Origin of the sequence: Chenggangzhangella methanolivorans (genome assembly GCF_042648545.1) — a bacterium.
In the GTDB taxonomy this organism is placed as follows: domain Bacteria; phylum Pseudomonadota; class Alphaproteobacteria; order Rhizobiales; family Methylopilaceae; genus Methylopila; species Methylopila methanolivorans.
Genome location: NZ_JBHRXS010000003.1, coordinates 19,900 through 42,079, shown reverse-complemented (window position 1 = coordinate 42,079; position 22,180 = coordinate 19,900). Strand labels below are relative to the sequence as shown.

21 protein-coding genes are annotated in these 22,180 nt (G+C 68.7%); 7 read left to right on the top strand and 14 right to left on the bottom strand.

Annotated elements, in window-relative coordinates:
* Window positions 1-26: 26 nt before the first annotated feature.
* The 11 genes from ACFOWB_RS00620 to rutR form a co-directional block, all read right to left on the bottom strand.
* The gene (locus ACFOWB_RS00620) at window positions 27-983 is read right to left on the bottom strand and encodes a hypothetical protein (RefSeq protein WP_378145105.1); all 957 of its coding nucleotides are present in this window, start codon (window positions 981-983) and stop codon (window positions 27-29) included.
* A gap of 93 nt (window positions 984-1,076) precedes the next feature.
* Window positions 1,077-2,021, bottom strand: a complete 945-nt coding sequence (locus ACFOWB_RS00615) for an ABC transporter permease (protein WP_261401791.1) — start codon at window positions 2,019-2,021, stop codon at window positions 1,077-1,079.
* The gene (locus ACFOWB_RS00610) at window positions 2,018-3,073 is read right to left on the bottom strand and encodes an ABC transporter permease (RefSeq protein ID WP_261401792.1); all 1,056 of its coding nucleotides are present in this window, start codon (window positions 3,071-3,073) and stop codon (window positions 2,018-2,020) included. Before ACFOWB_RS00610 ends, ACFOWB_RS00615 begins: the two co-directional genes overlap by 4 nt.
* Window positions 3,073-4,587, bottom strand: a complete 1,515-nt coding sequence (locus ACFOWB_RS00605; protein ID WP_378145102.1) for an ABC transporter ATP-binding protein — start codon at window positions 4,585-4,587, stop codon at window positions 3,073-3,075. Before ACFOWB_RS00605 ends, ACFOWB_RS00610 begins: the two co-directional genes overlap by 1 nt.
* Window positions 4,588-4,805: 218 nt before the next feature.
* Window positions 4,806-5,780 carry a BMP family protein gene (locus tag ACFOWB_RS00600; RefSeq protein WP_261405786.1) on the bottom strand — a complete coding sequence of 325 codons (975 nt, stop codon included), beginning with the start codon at window positions 5,778-5,780 and terminating at the stop codon, window positions 4,806-4,808.
* 116 nt (window positions 5,781-5,896) lie between these two features.
* Window positions 5,897-7,198: an amidohydrolase family protein gene (locus ACFOWB_RS00595; RefSeq protein ID WP_378145100.1), complete on the bottom strand. Its 1,302-nt coding sequence runs from the start codon at window positions 7,196-7,198 to the stop codon at window positions 5,897-5,899.
* A complete protein-coding gene (rutD, locus tag ACFOWB_RS00590) occupies window positions 7,195-8,007 on the bottom strand; it encodes a pyrimidine utilization protein D (protein ID WP_378145098.1) in 813 nt (270 codons plus the stop codon). Before rutD ends, ACFOWB_RS00595 begins: the two co-directional genes overlap by 4 nt.
* A 2-nt stretch (window positions 8,008-8,009) precedes the next feature.
* Window positions 8,010-8,399, bottom strand: a complete 390-nt coding sequence (gene rutC / locus ACFOWB_RS00585; protein WP_261401795.1) for a pyrimidine utilization protein C — start codon at window positions 8,397-8,399, stop codon at window positions 8,010-8,012.
* Between the two features lie 186 nt (window positions 8,400-8,585).
* Window positions 8,586-9,332 carry a pyrimidine utilization protein B gene (gene rutB, locus ACFOWB_RS00580; RefSeq protein WP_261401796.1) on the bottom strand — a complete coding sequence of 249 codons (747 nt, stop codon included), beginning with the start codon at window positions 9,330-9,332 and terminating at the stop codon, window positions 8,586-8,588.
* Window positions 9,332-10,429 carry a pyrimidine utilization protein A gene (gene rutA, locus ACFOWB_RS00575; RefSeq protein ID WP_378145095.1) on the bottom strand — a complete coding sequence of 366 codons (1,098 nt, stop codon included), beginning with the start codon at window positions 10,427-10,429 and terminating at the stop codon, window positions 9,332-9,334. Before rutA ends, rutB begins: the two co-directional genes overlap by 1 nt.
* Window positions 10,430-10,631: 202 nt before the next feature.
* Complete coding sequence (gene rutR, locus ACFOWB_RS00570; RefSeq protein WP_378145093.1) at window positions 10,632-11,321, bottom strand: HTH-type transcriptional regulator RutR; 690 nt, start codon at window positions 11,319-11,321, stop codon at window positions 10,632-10,634.
* 235 nt (window positions 11,322-11,556) lie between these two features.
* Here rutR and ACFOWB_RS00565 point away from each other — a divergent pair, with 235 nt between their 5' ends.
* A complete protein-coding gene (locus tag ACFOWB_RS00565) occupies window positions 11,557-12,384 on the top strand; it encodes a hypothetical protein (protein ID WP_261401798.1) in 828 nt (275 codons plus the stop codon).
* 16 nt (window positions 12,385-12,400) lie between these two features.
* Here ACFOWB_RS00565 and ACFOWB_RS00560 read toward each other — a convergent pair whose 3' ends face one another.
* The 3 genes from ACFOWB_RS00560 to ACFOWB_RS00550 form a co-directional block, all read right to left on the bottom strand.
* On the bottom strand, window positions 12,401-12,883 hold the full coding sequence (locus ACFOWB_RS00560; protein ID WP_261401799.1) for a phage regulatory CII family protein: 483 nt from the start codon (window positions 12,881-12,883) through the stop codon (window positions 12,401-12,403).
* 47 nt (window positions 12,884-12,930) lie between these two features.
* Window positions 12,931-15,129 (bottom strand): putative bifunctional diguanylate cyclase/phosphodiesterase, encoded by a 2,199-nt coding sequence (locus ACFOWB_RS00555; protein ID WP_378145090.1) that lies wholly within the window; start codon window positions 15,127-15,129, stop codon window positions 12,931-12,933.
* Between the two features lie 251 nt (window positions 15,130-15,380).
* Complete coding sequence (locus ACFOWB_RS00550) at window positions 15,381-16,121, bottom strand: GntR family transcriptional regulator (RefSeq protein ID WP_378145088.1); 741 nt, start codon at window positions 16,119-16,121, stop codon at window positions 15,381-15,383.
* A gap of 143 nt (window positions 16,122-16,264) precedes the next feature.
* Between ACFOWB_RS00550 and ACFOWB_RS00545 the strand changes: the two genes are divergently transcribed.
* Genes ACFOWB_RS00545 through ACFOWB_RS00520 form a run of 6 tightly spaced genes read left to right on the top strand, consistent with a single transcriptional unit; the run spans window position 16,265 to window position 22,172 of the window.
* Window positions 16,265-17,077: an ABC transporter permease gene (locus tag ACFOWB_RS00545; RefSeq protein ID WP_261401803.1), complete on the top strand. Its 813-nt coding sequence runs from the start codon at window positions 16,265-16,267 to the stop codon at window positions 17,075-17,077.
* Window positions 17,074-17,829: an ABC transporter permease gene (locus ACFOWB_RS00540; RefSeq protein WP_378145086.1), complete on the top strand. Its 756-nt coding sequence runs from the start codon at window positions 17,074-17,076 to the stop codon at window positions 17,827-17,829. Before ACFOWB_RS00545 ends, ACFOWB_RS00540 begins: the two co-directional genes overlap by 4 nt.
* 30 nt (window positions 17,830-17,859) lie before the next feature.
* Window positions 17,860-18,906, top strand: coding sequence for an ABC transporter substrate-binding protein (locus ACFOWB_RS00535; RefSeq protein ID WP_261401806.1), 1,047 nt, complete (start codon window positions 17,860-17,862; stop codon window positions 18,904-18,906).
* Window position 18,907: 1 nt separating this feature from the next.
* Entirely contained in the window at window positions 18,908-19,663 is a 756-nt protein-coding gene (locus ACFOWB_RS00530; protein ID WP_261401807.1) for an ABC transporter ATP-binding protein, read from the top strand.
* Window positions 19,664-19,668: 5 nt separating this feature from the next.
* Complete coding sequence (locus tag ACFOWB_RS00525) at window positions 19,669-21,072, top strand: MmgE/PrpD family protein (RefSeq protein ID WP_378145083.1); 1,404 nt, start codon at window positions 19,669-19,671, stop codon at window positions 21,070-21,072.
* A complete protein-coding gene (locus ACFOWB_RS00520) occupies window positions 21,069-22,172 on the top strand; it encodes an alanine racemase (protein WP_261401810.1) in 1,104 nt (367 codons plus the stop codon). The genes ACFOWB_RS00525 and ACFOWB_RS00520 overlap by 4 nt, the downstream gene beginning before the upstream one ends.
* Window positions 22,173-22,180 lie beyond the last annotated feature (8 nt).

The window sequence follows — 22,180 nt, the reverse complement described above, 5'->3', positions numbered from 1 at the left end:
GAGCGGACCCTCGCCGGCTCGCCGTCTCAGTCCTTGGGCAGCGCCGTCGCGCGGAGCTGGAAGCTCGGCAGCGGCTTGCCCTTCTTGTCCTTGTCGCTGAGCCAGGCGAGCTGGCCTTCGCTCACCCAGACCTTGTCGCCGACCACCGCGACGCCGGTCGGGCCGGCGAAGTCCTTCAAGGTCTCGATCTTGGCTTCGTCGCCCGAAACGGTGACGCGGTCGAGCGCGCCGCCGCCCTCGACCATCAGGAAGCCGCCCGGGATCGCCCGCATGCCGTCGGGATGCTTCAGCGGGCGCGACGTCTTGAGCTTGGTGATCGCGCCGGGCTTTCCGGCCTTCATGTCGATGCGGAACAGCTCGCCCGACATGTAGGTGTTGACGTAGAGCGCGCCGGACTCGTCGAACGCGATCCCGTCGAGGCCGCCCTTGAGCCGCTCGTCCTCGACGAAGACCTCGAAGGCCTTGGCGTCCGGCGCGAGCCGGAAGATCTGCGGTCCGCGGGTGTTGGTGACGTAGAGGGTCCCGTCGTCGCCGAGCGCGAAGTCGTTCGCGACTGCGGCGTCCGCCGGCAGTTTCGCGCTGAATTTCGGCGCGCCGCCGTCGAGATCGAAGCCCTTCACCCAGGCGCCCTCGACGTCGCCCGGTCCCTTGACGCCGATCGCCGAGATGTCGTTGGAGGCGACCCAGAGCGTTCTGGTCTTCTCGTCGATCAGCAGCCCGAAGGTCGAGCGCGTCCCGTGTTCGCCCGGCTTGAAGAACGGGACCGGCGTCGAGCCGGGCGCGATCTTCAGCACCCCGCCGTCGCGGAAGCTCGAGACGTAGAGCACGCCTTCAGCCGTCGCCGCGACGTTTTCGGGGAAGGCGTGGCTCTCGGGCAGAGGGATGACGTCGGTGGCGCTCGCCGGCGCGCTGAACGCAAGTCCGATCGTAAGCGCCATGCTCGCCGCCGCCGCGCCGCTGCGCGCGTTCCAGAAACAGCTCAACCGTCCGCCCTCCATCGTTGTGTTTTGGAGGGCATATCGAGCGCAGCTTCGCGACGTCCATGGGCCGGGCTGCGAAACGCCGCGGCCGGCGCCTCATCGCTCGCCGCGGCGATAGGGCTGCATCAGCGCCTGGGGCACCTTCGCGCGCCGGGCGAAGACGACGAGAGCCGCGATCGACATCAGGTAGGGGATCATCAGGAAGAGCTGATAGGGCGCGGCCTTGCCCGTGACGTGCTGGAGGCGGAGCTGGAAGGCGTCGAAGAAGGCGAACAGCAGCGCGCCTCCGAGCGCCCGCAGGGGCATCCACGAGGCGAACACCACGAGCGCGATGCACACCCAGCCGCGGCCCTGGACCATCGTGGGGAAGAAGCTGTTGAAGGCCGCGGTCGTGAGAAACGCCCCGCCGAGCGCCATCAGCGCGCTGCCGAACGCCACCACGCCGATGCGCAGGCGGATGGGGTCGAGCCCCTGCGCTTCGGCCGCATGCGGGTTCTCGCCCACGAGCCGGATGGCGAGGCCAAGCGGCGTCTTCGCCAGCGCATAGGCGACGGCGAGCGTGAGGAGGATCGCGAGATAGGTGGGCGCGGTCTGCGAGAACAGCGCCTCGCCGAGCAGAGGGATGTCCGAGAGCAGCGGGATCTTGAGCGGCTGGAACGGCGTGATGGTGGGCGGGCTGCCCGAGACCGGGATCGCGAGGCGGTAGAGATAGTAGCTGAGGCTCGATCCGAGCAGCGTGACGCCGAGCCCCGCGACATGCTGCGACAGCCCGAGCACGACGGTGAGCCCCCCATGCAGCAGCCCGAACAGCGCCCCGCAGGCGAGCGCCGCCGCGAGGCCGAACCACAGGTCGCCGGTCTTGAAGACGGTCAGCCACGCGATCATCGCGCCGAAGGTCATGATCCCCTCGATGCCGAGGTTCAGGACGCCGGAGCGCTCGCACAAGAGCGCGCCCAGCACGCCGAACAGCAGCGGCGTCGCGATCCGCAGGACCGCCGCCCAGAGGCTCGCGCTCGCGAGGATGTCGAGGGTCTCGCTCATCGCCGGATCCGGTAGGTGACGAGCGTCAGGGCGACGAGGACGCAGAGCAGCGACAGCGCGACGGTCACGTCCGCGATGAAGCTCGGGACCTTCAGCGCCCGGCTCATGCCGTCGACGCCGACGAAGGTGGCGGCGACGAAGAGAGAGGCGGCCACGACCCCGATCGGATTGAGCGCCGCCAGCATCGCGACCACGATCCCGGCATAGCCGAAGCCGGGCGAGAGGTCGGTGGTGACATAGCCCTTCACCCCCATCACCTCGATCGCGCCGGCGAGGCCCGCAAGGCCGCCCGAGAGGCACGCGACGCCGACCAGCACCTTCGGGATCGGCACCCCGGCGAAGGCGGCGGCGCGCGGGTTGAAGCCCGCGGCCTTGGCCTCGAGCCCGAAGGCCGTGCGTGACTGGATGATCCAGACCACGACGCTCATCGCGACCGCGACCAGAAGGCCGACATGGAGCCGCGTGCCCTGCCAGAGCTTCGGCAGCGCCGCCTCGGGCGAGACGCGCACCGATTGCGGCCAGCCGAAGGCCATGCGGTCGCGCAATGGCCCGTCGATCATCATCGAGACGAAGAGCAGCACGACAAAGTTCAGCAGCAGCGTCACCACCACCTCGTCGACGCCGAAGCGCAGGCGCAAGGCCAGCGGCGCGAGGAGGAGCATGGCGCCGACGGCCGCGCCGCAGATCATGAGGAACGGGATCAGCAGCGGCCCGGGCAGCAGCCCGCCGGCCGAGGCCGCGCCGCCGAGCGCGGCGGTGGCGAGCGCCGCGATGTAGAACTGCCCCTCCGCGCCGATGTTCCAGAGCCGGGCGCGGAACGCCACCGCGGCCGCAAGCCCCGTGAGGATGAGGGGGGTGGCCCGCGTCAGCGTCTCGGTGATGGCGAGGCGGGAGCCGAAGGCGCCGATCGCCATGCGCCGATAAGCCTCCGGCACGGACGCGCCCGCGAGCGCGATCAGCGCGCCTGAGATCGCGAGCGCGACCATGACCGCGGCGAGCGGGGCGGCCACATAGAGGATCGGGGGAACGCTCGCGCGCCGTTCGAGACGCATCACGCCGCCTCGTCCCAGACGCCGGCCATCATGCGCCCGAGCCGGCGGGCGTCGAGCTGTTCGACCGGGACCGGCGGCGACAGGCGGCCTTTGACCATGGCCTGCACGCGGTCGGCGAGGCCCAGCACCTCGTCGAGGTCTTCGGAGACCAGCAGCACGCCCATGCCGGAGGCGCGGGCTTTGAGAATCTCGGCGTGCACGCCCGCGACCGCGCCCTCGTCGAGCCCGCGCGTCGGCTGCGCGGCGATCAGGATTCTTGGGTCCGAGGCGAGGTTCCGGCCCAGAATCATCTTCTGCATGTTGCCGCCCGAGAGCAGACGGGTGGGGGTCTCGGGCCCGCCGCCGCGCACGTCGAACCGCGTGATGACGTCCGTCGCAAAACCGCGGGCCTCCGCGCGCCGCACGAAACCGAGGCGGCGAAAGCGCGGCTCCTTCAACCGCTCCAGCACGGCGTTCTCCCAGAGGGTGAGCTCGCCCACCGCGCCTTGCGCGTGGCGGTCCTCCGGCACGCGGCCGACGCCCGAGGCCACGAGCCCGCGGGGCGAGGCGGTCGCTTGCGTCTCGCCGAAATACGCGATCTCGCCCGAGGCGGGCGCCTCGCAGCCGCAGACCATCTCGACCAGCGACGACTGGCCGTTGCCCGACACGCCGATGATCCCGAGCACCTCGCCGGCGCGGAGCTCAAAGCTCGCAGCCTCGACGAGCGTCCGCCCGCCCTTCGCGAAACCGAGGTCGCGGCCGGCGAGCATTGGCGCGCCCGGCTCCTGCGCGGTCCGCGTCGGGCGGCTGACGCGGCGGCCGACCATCAGCTCGGCGAGTTCGTCGACGCTCGTCTCGGAGGTCCGGCGCTCGGCGATCTTTCGGCCGCCGCGCAGCACCGCGACGCGGTCCGCGCTGCGCATCACCTCATGCAGCTTGTGGGAGATGAAGATCAGCGACAGCCCCTCGGCCGCCATGGTTTTCAGCGCAGCGAACAGGCTCTCGGACTCCGCCGGCGTCAGCACCGCGGTCGGCTCGTCGAGGATCAGGATTTTTGCGTCGCGATAGAGGGGTTTGAGGATCTCGACCCGCTGGCGCTCGCCGACCGACAGCTCGGAGACCAGCCGGTCCGGATCGACCGCGAGGCCGAAGCGACTTGAAAGTTCGGCGAGCTTTTTTCGCGCCGCAGAGCGGCGGGAGCGCCAACCCCAGAGCGGCTCGGTTCCCGCCACCACGTTCTCGATGACGGTGAGGTTGGGCGCGAGCGCGAAATGCTGGTGCACCATGCCGACGCCGGCCTCGATCGCGGCGCGCGGATGGCCGGGCGGCAGCTCCCTGCCGAAGACCGAGACGCTGCCCTCGTCGGCCGCGTAGTGGCCGAACAGGATGTTCATCAGCGTGGTCTTTCCCGCGCCGTTCTCGCCGAGCAGGGCCAGCACCTCGCCGCGGGCGAGCTCGAGCGAGATCCCGTCATTGGCGAGAAGCGCGCCAAAGCGCTTGGTGATCCCTTCGAGGCGCAGGACCGGGTCGGTCATCGTGAGACGCCGCCAGCAGCAACGTCTTCGGAAACAGCGCGTCGGATCGGCCGACTGCGTGCTTCGAGACGCCCGCCGGTGGCGGGCTCCTCAGCATGAGGACCGTTTTGGGACGCCGGAACGCAAACCTCCCTCATGGCTCTAGGAGCCGTCCGCAGGACGGCGTCTCGAAGCACGCAGTTCGTTTGAGCCAGGCGCCTTCATGTTGAAGCCAACCGTCAGGACGGCTCCGAATTGTCGACCGGCACCGTGAAGCTCCCCTCCTTGATCGCCTTGCGCTTGGCTTCCATCAGGGCGACCGCCTCGGCGGGAACCAGCTCCTTGTCGAACAGCACGTCGTTGCCGCCCTTCGCCATGAAGCTGAAGGGGCTGTAGTCCTGCCCCGTGGGCTTGCCTGCGCGGATGTCGGCGAGCGCCCCGTCGAGGATCGGCCGGAAGTACCACATGGCGTTGGCGAACACGGTCTTGGGATAGCGCGGGGAATAATCGCGCAGCGAGCCGATCGACAGAACGTTTTTGTCCTTGGCCGCGTCCGCCGTGCCGATGCGCTCGCCGAACAGGATGTCGGCGCCGGCGTCGATCTGCGCGAGGCCCGCCTCCTTGGCCTTGGGCGGATCGAAGAAGGTGCCGATGAAGCCGTTGAGGAACACAGCGTCGGGCCGCGTCTCCTTCACGCCGGCGCGGAAGGCGTTGATGGTGTTGTTGATCTCCGGGATCGGGATCGCGCCGACCGAACCGAACTTGCCGGACTTGCTGGTCTTGCCCGCGAGCATGCCGGTGAGATAGGCGGCCTCGTGGTTCCAGGTGCCGAACACGCCGAAGTTCGGGCCGGCGGGGCCCGCGCTCGAGCCCATCAGGAAGCTTACCTTCGGATAGTCGGCGGCGACCTGCCTTGCTTCGGTCTCGGCGGCGTAGGACTCGCCGACGATCAGCTGGTGGCCCTGCTCGGCGTATTCGCGCATGGCGCGGGGATAGTCGGTGCCCGCCACGCCTTCGGAGAACACGTATTCGATGACGCCGTCCTTGGCGGCCTCGAGCATCGCCTCGTGGAGGCGCGAGTTCCAGGCGTTCTCGACCGGGCTCGAATGCAGCCCCGCAACCTTGATCTTGGTCCCTTGCGCGAAGCCGCGGCCCCCAAGCGCGAGCGCCGCGGCGCCGCCGGCCGTGAGCGCGAGAACGTCTCTGCGGTTCATGAAATGGACCATGTCGGACATGCTTTCCTGAGCCGCGATCCCCGGACCGTCGCGGTCGTTTCGAAGACAGGCTTCCGGGCCCGCCTGTTCACGTCAAGACGAAGACTTCGGCGCCGTCAGTCCGATTCCTGATCAAGTCGCGGCGCATAGGCCGAGGCGTCGACGATCGGCGGACGGCCTGAGATCGAAAGCTCCGAAACGCGCGGCGCCGCGCGGGCAAGAACCTTGCCGGCCTTCATCACGAGGAGACGCGTGGCTTTGAGGCGGATGGCCTCGATCGGGTCGGCGGCCTGCAGCATCACGAGGTCGGCGCTCGCGCCGACCGAGAGGCCGTAGCCCTCAAGCCCCATGGCCTTGGCGCCGTTGATCGTGACGCTGTCGAAGGCGCCGCGCATCGCCTCCCGCGAGGTCATGGGGGCGGCGTGGATCGCCATATGGGCGACCTCGAGCATGTCGCCGCTCCCGAGCGAGTACCAGGGGTCCATGACGCAGTCGTGCCCGAAGGCGACGTTGACCCCGGCCGCCTTCAATTCGGGCACGCGCGTCATGCCGCGGCGCTTTGGATAGCTGTCGTGCCGGCCCTGAAGCGTGATGTTGATCAGCGGATTGGCGACGACCGAGAGCTCCGCCTCCGCAATCAGCGAGATCAGCTTCGAGGCGTAGTAGTTGTCCATCGAGTGCATGGAGGTGCAGTGCGAGCCGACCACGCGGCCCTGCAGCCCGTGCCGAACCGTCTCGGCCGCCAGCGTCTCGACATGGCGCGACAGCGGATCGTCGCTCTCGTCGCAATGGAGATCGACGCGCAGGCCGCGCTCCGCGGCGAGCCGGCAGAGCGCTTCGACCGACGCCGTCCCGTCCGCCATGGTGCGTTCGAAATGCGGGATGCCGCCGATGACCTCGACTCCCATGTCGAGCGCCTTTTCGAGCGCCGCGACCGCGCCGCCGCTGCGAAAATAGCCGTGCTGCGGGAAGGCGACGAGCTGGAGGTCGATGTAGGGCTTCACCCGCTCGCGAACGTCGAGCAGCGCCTCGACGGTGAGGAGCCGCGGGTCCGAGACGTCGACATGGCTGCGGATCGCGAGCAGGCCTTGGGCGACCGCGAGGTCGCAATAGCGCAGCGCCCGCTCGACCATGGCGTCATGGGTGAGCAGCGGCTTCAGCTCGCCCCAGAGCGCGATGCCCTCGAGCAGGGTGCCGGATACGTTGAGGCGAGGGCTGCCGAGCGACAGCGTCGCGTCCATGTGGAAATGCGGATCGACGAAGGGCGGCGAGACGAGCCGCCCGGCGGCGTCGACGATCTCGCCGGCCTCCGCCGCGATCCCGCGCTCGATCGCCGTGATCTTCCCGCCCGACATCGCAAGGTCGATCCCCTTGCGGCCGTCGGGCAGGGTCGCGTCGCGGATGAGCGTGTCGATCATGAGAGGCCGTCGGCGGCGTTCGAGGAAGACGCCGGCATGCCGCCCTTCGCAAGAAAGTGCAACAGCACATCATTGAAGGGCTTTGGATCGACGACCGTGAACGCGTGGCCGCCGCTCTCGGCCATCCAGAGCTCTGCTGCGGGCAATCGTTCGGCGAGATCGCGCGAGGCGGTCCAGGGCGCGAGCACGTCGTCGCGGGAGGCGGCGACAAGCGTCGGGACGGCGATCTCGCCAAGCCGGTCGCGGACGTCGAAGGCCGAAAGCGCGGAGACGCGCCTCAGCAGGGTTTCTTCGCCCTGGAACGCCGCGATGGCGTGCGCGACCTCGCGGTCGATCGCCTCGGCGTTGGCCGCCGCATGGGCCGCGGAATAGAGGAAGATCGGCTGCGCCTTCACATAGGCCTCGACCCCGACATGCCGCAGCAGCGCGAGCCGCGCCTCGAAGCAGCGCAGCGTATGCAGGGAGACCGCGGCCCAGGCGTTGACGAGGGTCAGGGTCGCGAGCCTCTCCGGGGACTTGAGCGCAAGCTCGAGCCCCACCAGCCCGCCGAGCGCGTGGCCGGCGAAATGACAGCGGCCGACGCCCGCCGCGTCGAGGATCTCCACGACGTCGTCGGCCATGTGCGCGATCGCATAGCCGTTGGGCAGCGGGCCGGCGTTCGCGCCGCAGCCGCGGTGGTCGTAGACGATCACGCGGAAGCGCTGCTCGAGCGCGGCGAGCTGAGGCTTCCAGAACGCGCCGAAGCCGCCGAGCCCCGTCGATAGAAGCACCGTCTCCGCGCCTTCGCGGCCAGTCGATGTGTAGTTCAACGTCAGGCCTTGCCGATATGCGCGATCGAGGCGATCTCGACGAGCGCGTCGGGCTTCACCAGTCCGCACTGAATGCAGTAGCGCGCGGGCTTCTCGCCCGGGAAATACTCGGCGTAGACCGCGTTCATCGCCGCATAGTTGGCCCAGTCGGTGAGGAAGATGTGGTTGAAGGTCACGTCGTCCATCGTGCCGCCGGCGGTCTCGATCACCGACTTGATGATCTCCAGAACATGTCGCGTCTGCGCGGAGGCGTCGCCGACATGGACGACGGTGTTGTCCTTGTCGAAGGGCAGGGTGCCGGACACGTAGAGCACGCCGTCGGCGAGCGTTCCGGGCGAGAACGGCGCGATCGGCTTTCCGGTCCCGGGCGGCGTTACGATGGTCTTGGGCATGGCGGGCTTCTCAAAACCTGTGTGGTCGGAGGCGTTGGCGATGTGCGTGCTTCGAGACGCCCGCTGCGCGGGCTCCTCAGCATGAGGATTGTTGAGGGCGCTAAAGCGCAAACCTCCCTCATGTTGAGGAGCCGTCCGCAGGGCGGCGTCTCGAAGCACGCAGCGGCGGAGATCCAGGCCTCTCAGTCATCGGTCGTCTTGCGCCTCGGCGGCGTGCTGGGAGATCGCGCCGCAGAAGTCGGCGGCGGTGGACACCCAGCCAAAGAATTTCTCGATGTTGTAGAGGCTGGCGTCGCGGATGTAGTCGGGGCCGAGATGATTGACCGCGTCCTCGAGCATCAGGCCGAAATACTCGAGATGAAACGCGTCGCGGAGCGAACTCTCGACGCAGACATTGGTGGCGACGCCCACGAAGACGAGCGTGCGGATCCCGCGGGCGCGCAGAACGCTGTCCACATTGGTGTTGAAGAAACCGCTGTAGCGCGTCTTCGGGATCAGGATGTCGCCCGGCTGCGGCTTCAGCTCGTCGACGATCGCGTAGTCCCAGCCGCCCTTGGCGAGCAGCTGGCCTTCGAGCTCCGGCCGGGCGCGCATGGTTTTGAGCGCGTTGGACTTGTGCCAATTGGGCGAGCCCGGCCCGCCGGCCTCGACATAGGCCGGATCCCAGCCGTTCTGGAAATGCACGATGGCGACGCCGGCCGCGCGCGCGGCGTCGAGCACCTGGCCGATCTTGCCGATGACCTTGGCGGTCTTCGACACGTCGAAGCCGGCGATGTCGACATAGCCGCCTTTCGAGGCGTAGGCGTTCTGCATGTCGACGACGATCACCGCGGTCTCGGCGGGCTTCAGCGACAGCGGCTCGGGGCGCGCCGGCACGATAGCTGCGTCGGCTGAGTCGCCGAGCGCATAGCCGGCGTGGAGGGGCGCCGCCATCAGACCGCCGCCAGTTCGGGCGCCGGCGCGGCGATCCCGGCGCGGCTCTTCATCAGCGGCTGGATGCGCGTTCCGAACTCGTCGACGCCCTTGATGAAGTCGTCGAAGGTCAGCAGCACGCCCTCGCAGCCGGGCACGGTCGAGACCTCGTCGAGCAGCGTCGCGACGGTCTCATAGGAGCCGACCAGCGTTCCCATGTTGATGTTCACCGCCGAGGTCGGCTCGATCATCTGCTTCACGTTGGTGTCGGCCCCGGAGGACTTGTCGACGTTCGACTGGTCGACGAGCCATTTAAGCGCGTCCTGGTCGGCGCCCGACTTGTAGAGCTCCCACTTGGCGCGGGCGGCCTCGTCGGTCTCGTCGGCGATGATCATGAAGAGCGCGAAGGAGGTGACGTTTCGCCCCGTCTTCGCAGCCGCCTCCGCGAGCTTCGCCGCGGTCGGGGCGAAGGCCGTCGGGGTGTTGAAACCCTTGCCGAAGCAGAAATTATAGTCGGCGTATTGGGCGGAAAACGCCATCCCGGCCGCGCTCTGCCCGGCGCAGATGATCTTCATGTCGGCCTGCGGCCGGGGGCTCAGGCGGCAGTCGTCCATCTGGAAGAATTCGCTCTTCCGATCCGAGACGCCGGTCTCCCAGAGCTCGCGCAGGATCTGGACATATTCGGAGAGATATTCGTAACGGCGGCCGAAATACTCGTCGCCCGGCCACACGCCCATCTGGGAATATTCCGGCTTCTGCCAGCCGGTGATGACGTTGAGGCCGAAGCGGCCGCCCGAAATGGAGTCGATGGTGGACGCCATGCGGGCCGCGATCGCAGGCGGTACCACCAGCGTCGCGGCGGTGGCGAAGAGCTTGATCTTCGTGGTGACGGCGGCGAGCCCCGCCATGAGGGTGAAGGACTCGAGATTGTGGTCCCAGAACTCGGTCTTCCCGCCAAACCCGCGCAGCTTGATCATCGAGAGCACGAAATCTAGGCCGTGGCGTTCGGCCGTCTGCGTCACGATCTTGTTGAGCTCGAAGGTCGGCTTGTATTGCGGCGACGTTTCGGAGATCAGCCAGCCGTTGTTGCCGATGGGAATGAACACGCCGATCTGCATCGCGTCCTCCTGCGCGGCAGAAACCGCAGCGTCGTCACGAGATGGAAAAGGCTAAGCAGGGCGCGTGCCAGATGTTGATCCGGCCCTGAGTTTCGAGCGATGCGGAGATCCGGACGTCGATTGATCGGACCATTTGGTCCGATTTTTTATCGTGCGGTCCGGTTTGTGCCGAAAGTTGCGGCGACAGGCGCCGCGGAAGGCGTCATGCGGGATCCGCGGCCCGCTGCGGCGAGAGCGCTCCGAGCACGACGCGCAGCACGTTCTCGGTCGCGTCCTCGAAGAACTTCTGGTCGTCCAGCGTGCGTCCCGTGATCGCCTCCACCTGAGCGGAGAAGTCCGCATAGTGCTGGGTCGCGGCCCAGATCATGAAGATGAGATGGTGGGGGTCGACGGGCGCGATCTTGCCCGCGTCGCTCCATGCGCGGATGACGCCGGCCTTGCGGTCGACGAGCGCCTTGAGCGAGGTTCGGAGCTCCTCCCCGATCATCGGCGCGCCTTGCACGATCTCGAGGCAGAACAGCCGGGACGAGCGCGGTTCGTCGCGCGACATCTCCATCTTGAGGCGGACATAGTCGCCGATCGCCCGGATCGGGTCAGCCTGGGGATCGAGCGCCTCAAGCGGCGCGAGCCAGTCGGCGAGCAGCCGCTTCAGAACCCCGACATAGATCTCGTCCTTCGAGGCGAAATAGTAGAACAGGTTGGTCTTCGAGACGTCCGCGGCCTCCGCGATCTGCTCGGCGCTGACGCCGTGCAGTCCCGATTGCGAGAACAGCGTCAGCGCCGCGTCGAGGATCGCGGATTTACGCGCCAGGACGCGCCGCTGCCGTCGGGAGGTGTCGGAGGTCTTCGTTTCGTCGACGGGCGTGGCGGCGATCCGGCGCCTCTTCGTCACCGCCTCAGTCGCTTTCGCACTTCCGGACGCCACGCGCTCGCTCCGCCTCCGTCGATCTGCTCCTGATCGGGGCCTTGCGCCCGACCGCAGCCATCCATAGCGAGAAGCCGCGCCCCCGTCATTGCGGACGACGCGCGCGCCCGGACGGCTTGCCTAAAATTGCAATCATGTCGAGATAAAATCTCTCACAAGTTGAGTGATGAACTGCGCCCCGTAACCGACTGGGGGTGTCTGAATGTGTTTCTCGTCCGTCTCTGCCCGCGTGGCGCGCGGGGTGTCGCGGCTCGCTCTGCCTGCGCTGATGTTCGCGGTCTCGGCCGGCGCGGCGTCCGCCGCCGTCGAGCGCCACGCTTACGCGCCGGTCTCGCCCGAGGATCCTGAAATCGCGGCGCTGATCGCGGCCGATCGCGACGGCCTGATCAGCGCTGCGCCGGTTGACCGGCCGCAGCTGCAGGCGGCCCGCGCCGGAGGCTCGGTGATCGTGCAGGGCTCGAACACGAACGCCTGCGGCGCCTTCAATTGCAAGACCATCGTGTATCGCGGCGGGGCCAAGATCGCCGAAAAGTTCGCGTGCGACGGAAGCGCGGGCGACCACAGGCTCTACATGGGCGGCCGATGGCTGTCGGCGTGCGGCTGGCTCATCGATCTCGCGACGGGCCGACGCCCCCGCGTCACCGAGAAGCCGGAGTTCCCGGCGATCGAGATCGACCACAACGGCTCGAAGGTCATTCTCGACGGAACCAACGGCGTCATCAGCTATTCGCGTCCCAAGCCGTCGATCGCGGGCACGATCAAGCCCGGCGACGTTCTGGTGGTCTACGAAAACGAACAAACGCCGGGCATCTATGTGTCGTCGATGGTCGGCACGGCCTGGGTGTTCAAGAAGGGCTGCGAACCCGCGCCCTATGCGGTCATGCAGGCCCGCGTCGCGACCGGCTCCTGGGCTCTGCAGGGGCAGGCGCCGATCTGGTCGGGCTGCGACGTGGTGGGCTACCGCGAGAACGGCCCGAACAACCTGCTGAAGTTCGACCCGCAGAGCGGCCGGCTGGAAATCGACCACTGACGCGAGCCGTCAGCGCTCAGCCGCCGGCGTCCGGCCGCGGCGCCGGATGGACGCCGGCGCTTTCGATCTTGAGCTTGAGCGAGGCGAGGGTGCGGCGGGCGTTCTCGATCCCCTCAAGAATGGACAGCGCCTCTCGGTGGTCGATCCTGCGGTCCGACAGCGCCTCGTCGATCGAGTGCAGGATGTCGGCTGCGTTGACCACCACATGGGTGGCGCTGCGCTGGATCGCGGCCGGCACGTCGTCGCGCCCGCCCTCGACGCGGTCGGCGGCGACGAAGCGCGTGCCCTCGAGCAGGTAGGAGACGAGCTTCGCGCTCGGCGCTGCGGCGATCACGCCGCGGATCTCGTCGGCCGAGAAGCAGGTGCGGTTGATCAGCCGGGCGTGCAGCGCGGCGTAGCTCATGTTCAGGGCCGCGGCCACGGCCTCGATGGAATGGGACTTCTCCACGACCATCATCGTGTAGGCGATGTCGGCGAAGTCCTTGCCGCGTTCAGCCACGGGCCTGTTCCCGATGCGCGATGGACCGCGCGCTGCGAGCCTAGGCGTCAGGCGCCCGATCGGGCAAGGCTCCTGACGGCGCGGGCGCGCTCCGAGAAGCCGGCCGCAGCCTGACCGAACAGCGCGTCTGCGGCCTGGGGTTTGGAATACAGGAACCCCTGTCCGATCTGGCAGCCGAGCCGCCGCACCATCTGCGCCTGTTCGTCCCGTTCGATGCCTTCGGCCACGACCTCGATCGACAGGCTCCGCCCGATCGAGGCGACGGCCTCCACGATCGCGCGGCCCATGGCGTTGTCGCAGATGTCCTGGACGAAGGAGCGGTCGATCTTGAGGCGCGAGACCGGGAAGCGCTTGAGGGTCGAGAGCGACGCGAAGCCGGTTCCGAAGTCGTCGAGCGCGAGGCCGACGCCCATGTCGCGCAGTTCGCTGAGCGAGCGCATCGCGTCGTCGTCGGAATTGAGCGCGATCGTCTCCGTGATCTCGATTTCGAGGTCTTCGGGCGACAGGCCGTTACGGGCGAGCGCCGCCTCGACGTCGGCCTTCAGCGCGCCTGAGTGGAAGTGCGCCGCGAAGAGGTTGACCGCGATCCTCGGGACGTCGCGGCCCTCGGCGCGCCAGGCGGCGAGCTGACGGCAGGCCTCGTCGAGCGTCCAGCGGCCGACGTCGAAAGCGATGAGATGGGTCTCCAGCGTCGGCATGAAAGCGGCCGGGCTCAGCAGCCCGCGCTGCGGATGGCGCCATCGGAGCAGCGCCTCGCAGCCCGATAGCGTCATGTCGTCGAGCGCGACCTGGGGCTGGTAGAACAGCTCCCATTCGCCGCGCACGGTCGCGCGGCGCAGCTCGTCCTTGAAGGCCCGGCGGGCGGCGAGCTGGTTGGCCATGCTGTCGTCGAAGGCGCGGCAGGCGCTTCGGGCCTCGGGCTTCGCGCCCAGCATCGCGAACTCCGCCCGGGCCAGCAGATCCTCGGCCTCGACGGCGTGCGCCGGGGCGAAGGCGAGACCGATCGCGGCGGCGAGCGGGATCGCGAAGCGCGACACGTGGAACGGCGACTCGAAGAGCGCCAGCAGGCGTGCGGCGACCTCGCGCGCGGCGCCCTCGTCGTCATGGGGAAGCAGCGCCGCGAAGTCGTCGGCCCCGACCCTGCCCACGATGGCGGTCTCGTCGAGGCAGGACCGCAGCCGGAGCGCGACGGTCTGGAGCAGCGCGTCGCCGACGTCGTGCCCGAAGGTCTCGTTGATGGACTTGAAGCGATGGAGATCGAGCCGGATCGCGGTCGCGGTCCCGTGCTCGCCGAGCAGCCGCGCGACTTCCTCGCCGAACGCCGCCTTGTTGAGCAGCCCGGTGAGCGGATCGTGCCGCGCGAGATGCTCGAGCCGGCGCTCCCGGATCTTGCGCTCCGAAATGTCCTGCACATGCGCGCCGTATTCGCGGCCGCGCGCGCCCGGCCAGGACGAGATCGTGATCTCGATCGGAAATTCGCGCCCGGCGCCGTCGACGCCGACGACCTCGACCGACTTGCCGGCGAGGCGCGACTCTCCGCTCTCGGTCATGCGCCGCATGCCCGCGGCGTGCTGGGCCCGGAACCGTTCGGGCATGATGATCTCGATCGACCGGCCGACCACCTCGTCGCGGCTGCGGCCGAACATCCGCTCGGCGGCCGGGTTCCAGAAGGTGATGCGTCCGACGTGGTCGGTCGCGACGGTCGCGAGCGAGTTCGCTTCGGCGAAGCCCTGGACGATCGTCCCGTCGCGCGCCTTGCGACGCTTTTCGAGCTTGGTCGAGACGATCCGCGCGAGCGTCGACAGCAGTTCCACCTCCCGTTCTGAAAAGCGCTCGCGCGGCGTGCGGTCGACGACGCACAGCACGCCGAGCCGCGCGCCGTCGGAGTCGATGAGGGCCGCGCCGGCGTAGAAGCGGATGTGGGGTTCGCCGGTCACCAGCGGGTGGCCGGCGAAGCGCGGGTCCTGCGCCGCGTCGAGGCAGACGAACGGCCCGTCGGCGGCGAAGGCGTAGCAGCAGAACGCGCCCGTCCGGACGAGCGACTGGCGCGGAAATTCCCGGCGCGCGAGCAGCCAGTGCTCCTCTTCGCCGGTGATCGCGATCAGGCAGAACGGGGTCTGGAAGACCTCGGCGCCGAGCCTGGCGATCTCGTCGAATTCGGGATCGGGGGGCGCGCCGAAAATCGCGTAGCTGTCGAGGCGCGCGAGGCGCAGCCGTTCGTCGTCCGGGCGAAGGTGTGGGGACATCGTAACATATCCGACAACCATCGCCCGGATCGATTTGATCGCTCAAATCTTAAGATGCGGTTTTAGAGATCCCTGATTTCCGCCGATTAGCGTCAAAACGAACGTGACGATTTGATTTCGCGCGCCGCGCGTCCCGGATAGCTGCACTCCCGCGTCGCGGGCGTGGCCCGAGGCGTGGGGAGAGCCGTCCGCCCGTTCTATCGCCCGGGGCGGGCGGCCGACCTCACGCGAGGGCCTTGCGGCTCTCGGGATCACCGATCGCGAAGCTCTTGCTGGACCACGTAGTCAATGTGGAAGTCTTCCCGGTAGAACGACTCGCCCCGCACCAGCGGGCGGCGGTCGGCGCTCAGCAGCACGTAGTCGCGGATCAGCACCGGGGCGCCGCGCTTGACCGCGAGCTGGTCGGCGATCGCGCCCTTGGCGACGCCGGCGCGGATCGAGCCCTCGACGCGCAGGACGGGAAGCCCGAAATCCTCGTCGAGGATGCGGTGGATCGACTTGGTGCGGATCATGATCGGCGTCATGCGCCGGCCGAGCTCGCCCGGGATGACGCGGCGCTCCAGGCTCATGCGCTCGCCGCTGACGACGCGCAGGCGGTCGAGCCGGAACACGGTCTCGGCCTTGCGCAGATGCAGCGCTTCGATCTCGAGCGGGGTCGGCATGTGGCTGTCGAACGCCACCACCTCGTAGTCGATGATGGCGCCGCGGTCGGCGAGCTGCTCCTCGAATGACCGCACGCGGGACAGATCGATCGGCGCGCTCATGGCGGGGCGCGCCACGAAGGTGCCGCTGCCCGCGCGGCGCACGATCACGCCCTCATAGACGAGCTGCTGGAACGCCTTCGCGACCGTCGCCCGCGTGGTCGCGAACTTCGAGGCGAGCTCGGGTTCGGAGGGCGTGCGGTCGCCCTCGCTGAGCCGGCCCGCCGCGATCTCGTCGAGGAGATAGCGCTGGATGCGGACGTAAAGCGGGACGAAGTCCTGCTGCGACAAAACCGGCTCTCCCGCAAAAAGCTGCATAGTCAACTATACATGTCCGAGATCAGTCATATAGGGTCTCGCCGTTCCGCGGAAGTGGCCGCGGCAGGCTCGACAGGCGTTTCACGCATGTTTTTGGCGTCACAGGATCTCGCTCGATGACGGACGCGGCCCTTTCGGCCGTCGGCGGCCGTCCGAAGCGCGCTCCTGCGCCGGCCCGCCGGTCGCTGATGCTGCTCTACCTCGTGTCGATCGTGGCGGGCCTCGGCGTCTGGCACGTCATCGCGAGCGGCTATTCGAGCTTCGTGCTTGCGCCGCCCACGGGCGTGCTGAACCGCCTCGTCGAGCTCACCATGAGCGGCGAGCTGCCCCGCGCGCTCGGCGGCGCGCTGCAGCACATGGCGCTCGGCTTCCTGATCGCCTGCGCGATCGCCATTCCGATCGGCATGCTGATGGGGCGGGTGCGCCTCATCAACGACCTGCTCGATCCGATCGTGAACCTCGTCTACGCGGTGCCGAGCGTCGCCTGGGCGCCCTTCATCATGATCTGGTTCGGCCTCTTCTTCGAGGCGCGGGTCGCGCTCGTCGTCATGATGTGCACCTTCGACATGATCATCGTGACGAGCGCCGGCGCGCAGAACGCCGACCGCAAGCTGCTGAACGTCGGGCGCTCCTTCGGGGCGAGCGGCTGGCAGCGCTTCCGCTACATCCTGCTGCCCGAAAGCCTGCCGTTCCTGTTCACGGCGCTGCGCATCGGCGCGGTCCGGGCGGTGAACGCCATGATCACCGCCGAGCTCTTCCTCGCGGCCGTCAATCTCGGCCAGATCATGAAGCAGGCGGCGGTGCGGCTCGACAGCGCCGCGGTGCTGGGCGTGCTCGCGGTGCTCTGCATGATCGGGCTCGCGCTGCAGGAGATCCTGCTTCTCATCGAGCGCCGCATCTGCGTGTGGCGGCAGGGGGCGTCGTCATGAGGCCGCCCCGTCTCCTCGTGAACGCAGCTGGCGTCGGACTCGCGCTCGTCGGCTGGCAGATCCTGGGTTCTCGCCTCGGCGATGCGCTGGTCGCGACGCCCGTGCAGGTCGCCCATGCGCTCGTCGAGACGCTCGCGGCCGGCGAATTCTGGCCCGCGCTCTGGTCGATGGGCTGGCAGATGCTGCTCGGCTACGCGCTCGCGATGGGCGTCGGCGTGCCGCTCGGCGTCGCGATGGGCCGTTCCGACCGCGTGCTCGCGGTGGTGAAGCCCTGGTCACAGATGTTCATCGTCATCTCGGCCGCGGCCATCGTCCCGCTCTTCATCATCCTGATGGGCCGCGGCCCGGTGATGTGCGTTTCGATCGTGTTCTTCGTGACCGTCTGGTACGTGGTCACGACCATGACGGAGGCCGCGCGCGGCGTCTCGCCGAAGCTGATCAACGTCGCGCTCTCCTTCGGCGCCTCGGATTTCCAGCGCTTCCGCTACGTCATCCTGCCGGCGCTGCATCCCTTCGTGCTGATCGCGGCCCGCATCGGCCTGATCCATGCGCTGCGCGCCATGATCACGGCGGAGATGTTCATTTCCGCGGGCTTCGGCGGGCTCCTGAACAACGCCGGCCTCGACCTCTCCACCGCGCCGCTCTTCGCGCTGATCGTGATCCTGATGACGCTGAGCGTCGCGGCCACCGGTCTCCTGCGCTTCGTCGCCGATCGATCCGCCCCCTGGTACGCGAGCCGCACCAAGGCCTGAAGCCCCCTCTGGACGCCTGGGAAATTGACGATGTTCGAGAGCATGAACCGCCGCAGTCTCCTGAAAGCAGGCGCGGGCCTTGGCCTTGTGGCCTTCGGCTCGGGCGTCGCGGGCCGCGCCTTCGCGGCGGCCCCCCGCACGCTCAAGATCAACACGCTGGCGTCGGCCGCGGCCGTCAACGTGCCGATGCAGTCGGCGCTGCGCTCCGGCCTCGCCAAGATCGAGGGCTACACCGCCGCCGAAGTCCGTCCGACGGCGAAAATCCCGCAGATCGCCCAGGAGGTGATCGCGGGCGCTGCCGATCTCGGCGACGCCGACGTCGCCTCGACGCTCGCCGCCGCCGAAGCCGGCGCCGACCTCAAGATCATCGGCCTCTCCTACGCCAACACCTCGCAGGTCATCGTCGTCAACGCCGACAAGACCAAGAGCCTCGAGGAGATCGCCAAGCACGGCGGCGCGATCGCGGTCAACAGCATCGGCGACTTCATGTACGTCATGCTGGTCGGCGTGCTGATGAAGCAGAAGATCGACCCGAAGAGCATCAACTTCATCGAGATGGGCTCGTCGGGCGACCGCGCCCGGGCGCTTGTCGCCGGCCGCGTCGACGCCGTGCCGATGCATGTCGAGCAGGCCGCGCAGCTCGCCCAGAAGGGCAACTACCAGATCCTCGTCCGGCCCTGGCAGGAATACGGCTCCTGGCCGAGCGCGGGCGTGATCGCGAGCGGCGCGTGGCTCAAGGACGACGCCAACAAGGCGGCCGCCGTCGCGGTTCTGAAGGCGGTCCTCGGCTCGTTCCGCAAGACCGACGACGACTTCGACTGGTACAAGTCCCAGGTCGCCGAATACGCCTCGTCCAAGGAGCTGAAGGCCGCGGACGACGCGTTCCTGAAGCCGGTCTGGACGACGCTCACGACCGAGATCAAGGCCTTCCCGAAGGCCATGGAGGACCTCAACCCCGACGCCTTCGCCAAGGTGCTGCCCGTCTACAAGGACGCCGGCGCGCTCAAGGGCACGGTCGATCTCGGCAAGCTGATCGACCGCACCTATCTCGAGCAGGCCCTGAAGGACCTCGCCTGACATGGCCAGCCTGTCGGTCTCCGGCGTCTCGAAGTCGTTCGGAAGCGTCCCGGTCCTCATCGACCAGTCGCTCGAGGTGGCGGAGGGCGAGTTCGTCGCGCTTCTCGGGCCGTCAGGCTGCGGGAAGTCGACCCTGCTCCAGATCATCAACGGCCTGACGTCTGTGGACGCCGGCCGCGTGGTGCTCGACGGGCAGGACGTGACGGGCAAGTCCGGTACCGGCCGCGGAATGGTGTTCCAGGGGGCGGACCTGTTCCCCTGGAGAAGCGCGCTCGAGAACGTCGCCTTCGGGCTTGAGGTAATGGGCGTTCCCAGGAAGGAGCGGCTCGAGCGCGCGCGCCACTATCTGCATCTCGTCGGCCTCAAGGGCTTCGAAGACGCCTGGCCGCACCAGCTGTCGGGCGGCATGCAGCAGCGCGTCGGCATCGCGCGCGCCTTCTGCGTCAAGCCGCAGCTCCTTCTGATGGACGAGCCCTTCGGCGCCCTCGACGTCCAGACCCGCGACATCCTGCAGGACGAACTGGTCCGGATCTGGGAGGCGGAGCCCAAGATGGTGCTCTTCGTCACCCACGGCATCGAAGAGGCGCTCTACCTCGCCGACCGCATCCTCGTATTCTCCAAGCGCCCTGCGCGGGTGCTGAAGGAGATCGTCGTGCCGTTCGAACGGCCGCGCCGCGAGGCCATGAAGCTCGAGCCGCAGTTCCTCGAACTGCGCCGCGAGATCTCCGAACTGCTGCGCCACGACATCACGGCCTGACGACCATGACCACGACCGCTCCCTCCATCGGCCGCGAGATCGCCGCGACGCTCGCAGCGATCGGCTATGACGACATCCCGGCGGACGTCGTCGAGATCGTGAAGCTCTTCACGCTCGACACGCTCGGCGTCATCGGCGGCGCGCGCCGGGCCCCGGGCATGACCGAGCTGCTCTCGGCGCTCACCGAATGGGAGACGGCCGGCAAGGCGACGCTGCTGCTGAACGGCCGCACCGCGAACCCGGCGACCGCCGCGCTCGCCAACGGCGCGGCGGCCCACAGCCTCGACTTCGACGACCAGCACGATCAGGCGCGCATCCACGCCTTCTGCGTGATCCTTCCCGCGGTGCTCGCGGCGATCGAGGCCAAGCGCGACGTCTCAGGCCGCGAGGCCATCACGGCGCTCGCCGTCGGCGTCGAGGTGTTCTGCCGCATCGGCCTCGCCTGCCACAACTCGCTCGGCAAGGGCTGGCACCCGACGACCTCGTTCGGCTCGATCTCGGCCGCTGCGGCCTGCGCCAAGGTGTTCGGGCTCGACGCCGAGAAGACCCTGCACGCCATGGCGCTCGCCTTCGTGCAGCTCTCCGGCACCACGCAGTTCATCGCCGACGGCGCGCTCGCGAAACGCGTCGGCCCGGGCTTTGCGGCCCGCTCCGGGCTGCTCGCCGCCCAGATGGCCAAGCACGGCGTCACCGGCCCCTACCGCTATCTCGACGGCAAGGCGGGCCTCTTCGAGCTCTACGAGCGCGGCGAGGCGATCCCCGAACTGCTGACCGAGGGCCTGGGCGAGAGCTGGCGCATCCGCGAACTCTCCATGAAGCCCTATCCGTGCTGCCGCTGCACCCACACGGTGATCCAGCTCGCGCTCGACGTGCGCGCGGAAGGGATCGCGCCGGACGACATCGAGAGCGGCGTGATCGAGATCGGCAAGGTCAACCGCCAGATCGTCGGTTCGCGCTTCGATCAGTCCCACCCCAATCCGGTGGTGCACGCCCAGTTCAACGCCGCCTACGCCTTCGCGGCCGCGCTCGTCGACGGCAAGGTCGACATCTCGACCTTCACGCCGGACCGCATCCGCGCCGAAGACGTGTCCTTCGCCTCGATCTTCGACAGCGCCGACGCCGCCGACATGGAGCCGACCGCGGTGCCGCCGGCGCGCATCCGCCTTCAGCTGAAGAGCGGCCGTTCGGTCGAGCTGACGCGCTGGACCATGAAGGGCGCGCCCAATGACCCGATGAGCCTCGAGGAGACGGTGGCGAAGTTCCGCGCCTGCCTGCGCTGGGGCATGGACGCGGGCGACGCCAACCTGCAGGGGCTCGAGGACGCGGTGATGTCGCTCGACGCGCTGGTCGACGCGAGCCTCATCATCCATCTCTTCCGCGGCTGCGAGCAGGAGCGGCGGGCCGCATGAGCGACGCGGCCGCCCTCATCGGCGAACGGGTCGAGGCGCTCGACACGCCGGCGCTCGTCGCCGACCTCGACGTCATGGAGCAGAACCTCGCGCGCATCTCCGGGGCCTGCGCGGCGGGCGGCGTGGCGTGGCGCCCGCACTGCAAGACCCACAAGTCCCCGGAAGTCGCCAAGCTGCTGCTCGCCGCCGGCGCGATCGGCGTCACCTGCGCCAAGCTCTCCGAAGCCGAGACCATGGCGCGGGCCGGCGTCGACCACATCCTGATCGCGAACCAGATCGCGGGCTCTGCCAAGATCGCGCGGCTGATGGACCTCGCCGCCCGCGCCGACGTGATGGTGGCGGTCGACGGCATGGAGAACGCGGAAGCGCTCGCCGAAGCCGCGCGGCTCGCAGGCCTCACGCTGTCCGTCCTGATCGAGGTCGACACCGGCACGCGCCGCGCCGGCGTCCAGCCGGGCGAGCCGGTGCTGGCGCTCGCCCGCCGTCTCGTCGGCCTTCAGGGACTGCGCCTCGCCGGCGTCATGACCTGGGAGGGCCACACCACCCAGATCGCCGATCCGACGGAGAAGCGCTGGGCGATCGAAGACGCGGTCGGCGCGCTGGTGTCGAGCGCGGAGCTCTGCCGGCGCGACGGGATCGCGATCGACGTCGTCAGCTGCGGCGGCACCGGCACCTTCGAGACCTCCGCCACGATCCCCGGCGTGACAGAAATTCAGGCCGGCGGCGGCGTGTTCGGCGACGCGCGCTACCGCACGATCTACCGCGTTCCGGTGGCCTACGGGCTGACGGTCCACGCCACGGTGACGAGCCGCCCGACGCCGCGGCGCGTGATCTGCGACGCCGGCAAGAAGGCGATGAGCGTCGACGCCGGAACGCCGATCCCGCTCGATTTGGGCGACGTCGCCTCGGTCTCGTTCTCCGCCGAGCATGGCAAGATCGAACTCGGCTCCGACAGCGCGACCCCGCGCGTCGGCGACGTCATCCGCTTCGTGGTCGGCTACGCCGACACGACCGTCCATCTGCACGATGCGATCTTCGCCGCCCGTGGCGGCCGGATCGAGCACGTGTGGCCGATTTCTCCCGCAGCCAAGCTGCGGTGACCCGTACA

Bases quoted from the DNA above. Each gene is read 5' to 3' on its own strand.
- ACFOWB_RS00545 (WP_261401803.1), top strand. From the start codon at position 16,265: ATGACGGACGCGGCCCTTTCGGCCGTCGGCGGCCGTCCGAAGCGCGCT.
- ACFOWB_RS00555 (WP_378145090.1), bottom strand. From the start codon at position 15,129: ATGTCCCCACACCTTCGCCCGGACGACGAACGGCTGCGCCTCGCGCGC.
- ACFOWB_RS00535 (WP_261401806.1), top strand. From the start codon at position 17,860: ATGTTCGAGAGCATGAACCGCCGCAGTCTCCTGAAAGCAGGCGCGGGC.
- ACFOWB_RS00600 (WP_261405786.1), bottom strand. From the start codon at position 5,780: ATGAACCGCAGAGACGTTCTCGCGCTCACGGCCGGCGGCGCCGCGGCG.
- ACFOWB_RS00525 (WP_378145083.1), top strand. From the start codon at position 19,669: ATGACCACGACCGCTCCCTCCATCGGCCGCGAGATCGCCGCGACGCTC.
- rutC (WP_261401795.1), bottom strand. From the start codon at position 8,399: ATGCCCAAGACCATCGTAACGCCGCCCGGGACCGGAAAGCCGATCGCG.
- ACFOWB_RS00520 (WP_261401810.1), top strand. From the start codon at position 21,069: ATGAGCGACGCGGCCGCCCTCATCGGCGAACGGGTCGAGGCGCTCGAC.
- ACFOWB_RS00615 (WP_261401791.1), bottom strand. From the start codon at position 2,021: ATGAGCGAGACCCTCGACATCCTCGCGAGCGCGAGCCTCTGGGCGGCG.
- ACFOWB_RS00595 (WP_378145100.1), bottom strand. From the start codon at position 7,198: ATGATCGACACGCTCATCCGCGACGCGACCCTGCCCGACGGCCGCAAG.
- ACFOWB_RS00540 (WP_378145086.1), top strand. From the start codon at position 17,074: ATGAGGCCGCCCCGTCTCCTCGTGAACGCAGCTGGCGTCGGACTCGCG.
- ACFOWB_RS00605 (WP_378145102.1), bottom strand. From the start codon at position 4,587: ATGACCGACCCGGTCCTGCGCCTCGAAGGGATCACCAAGCGCTTTGGC.
- ACFOWB_RS00610 (WP_261401792.1), bottom strand. From the start codon at position 3,073: ATGCGTCTCGAACGGCGCGCGAGCGTTCCCCCGATCCTCTATGTGGCC.
- rutB (WP_261401796.1), bottom strand. From the start codon at position 9,332: ATGGCGGCGCCCCTCCACGCCGGCTATGCGCTCGGCGACTCAGCCGAC.
- rutA (WP_378145095.1), bottom strand. From the start codon at position 10,429: ATGCAGATCGGCGTGTTCATTCCCATCGGCAACAACGGCTGGCTGATC.
- ACFOWB_RS00565 (WP_261401798.1), top strand. From the start codon at position 11,557: ATGTGTTTCTCGTCCGTCTCTGCCCGCGTGGCGCGCGGGGTGTCGCGG.
- ACFOWB_RS00530 (WP_261401807.1), top strand. From the start codon at position 18,908: ATGGCCAGCCTGTCGGTCTCCGGCGTCTCGAAGTCGTTCGGAAGCGTC.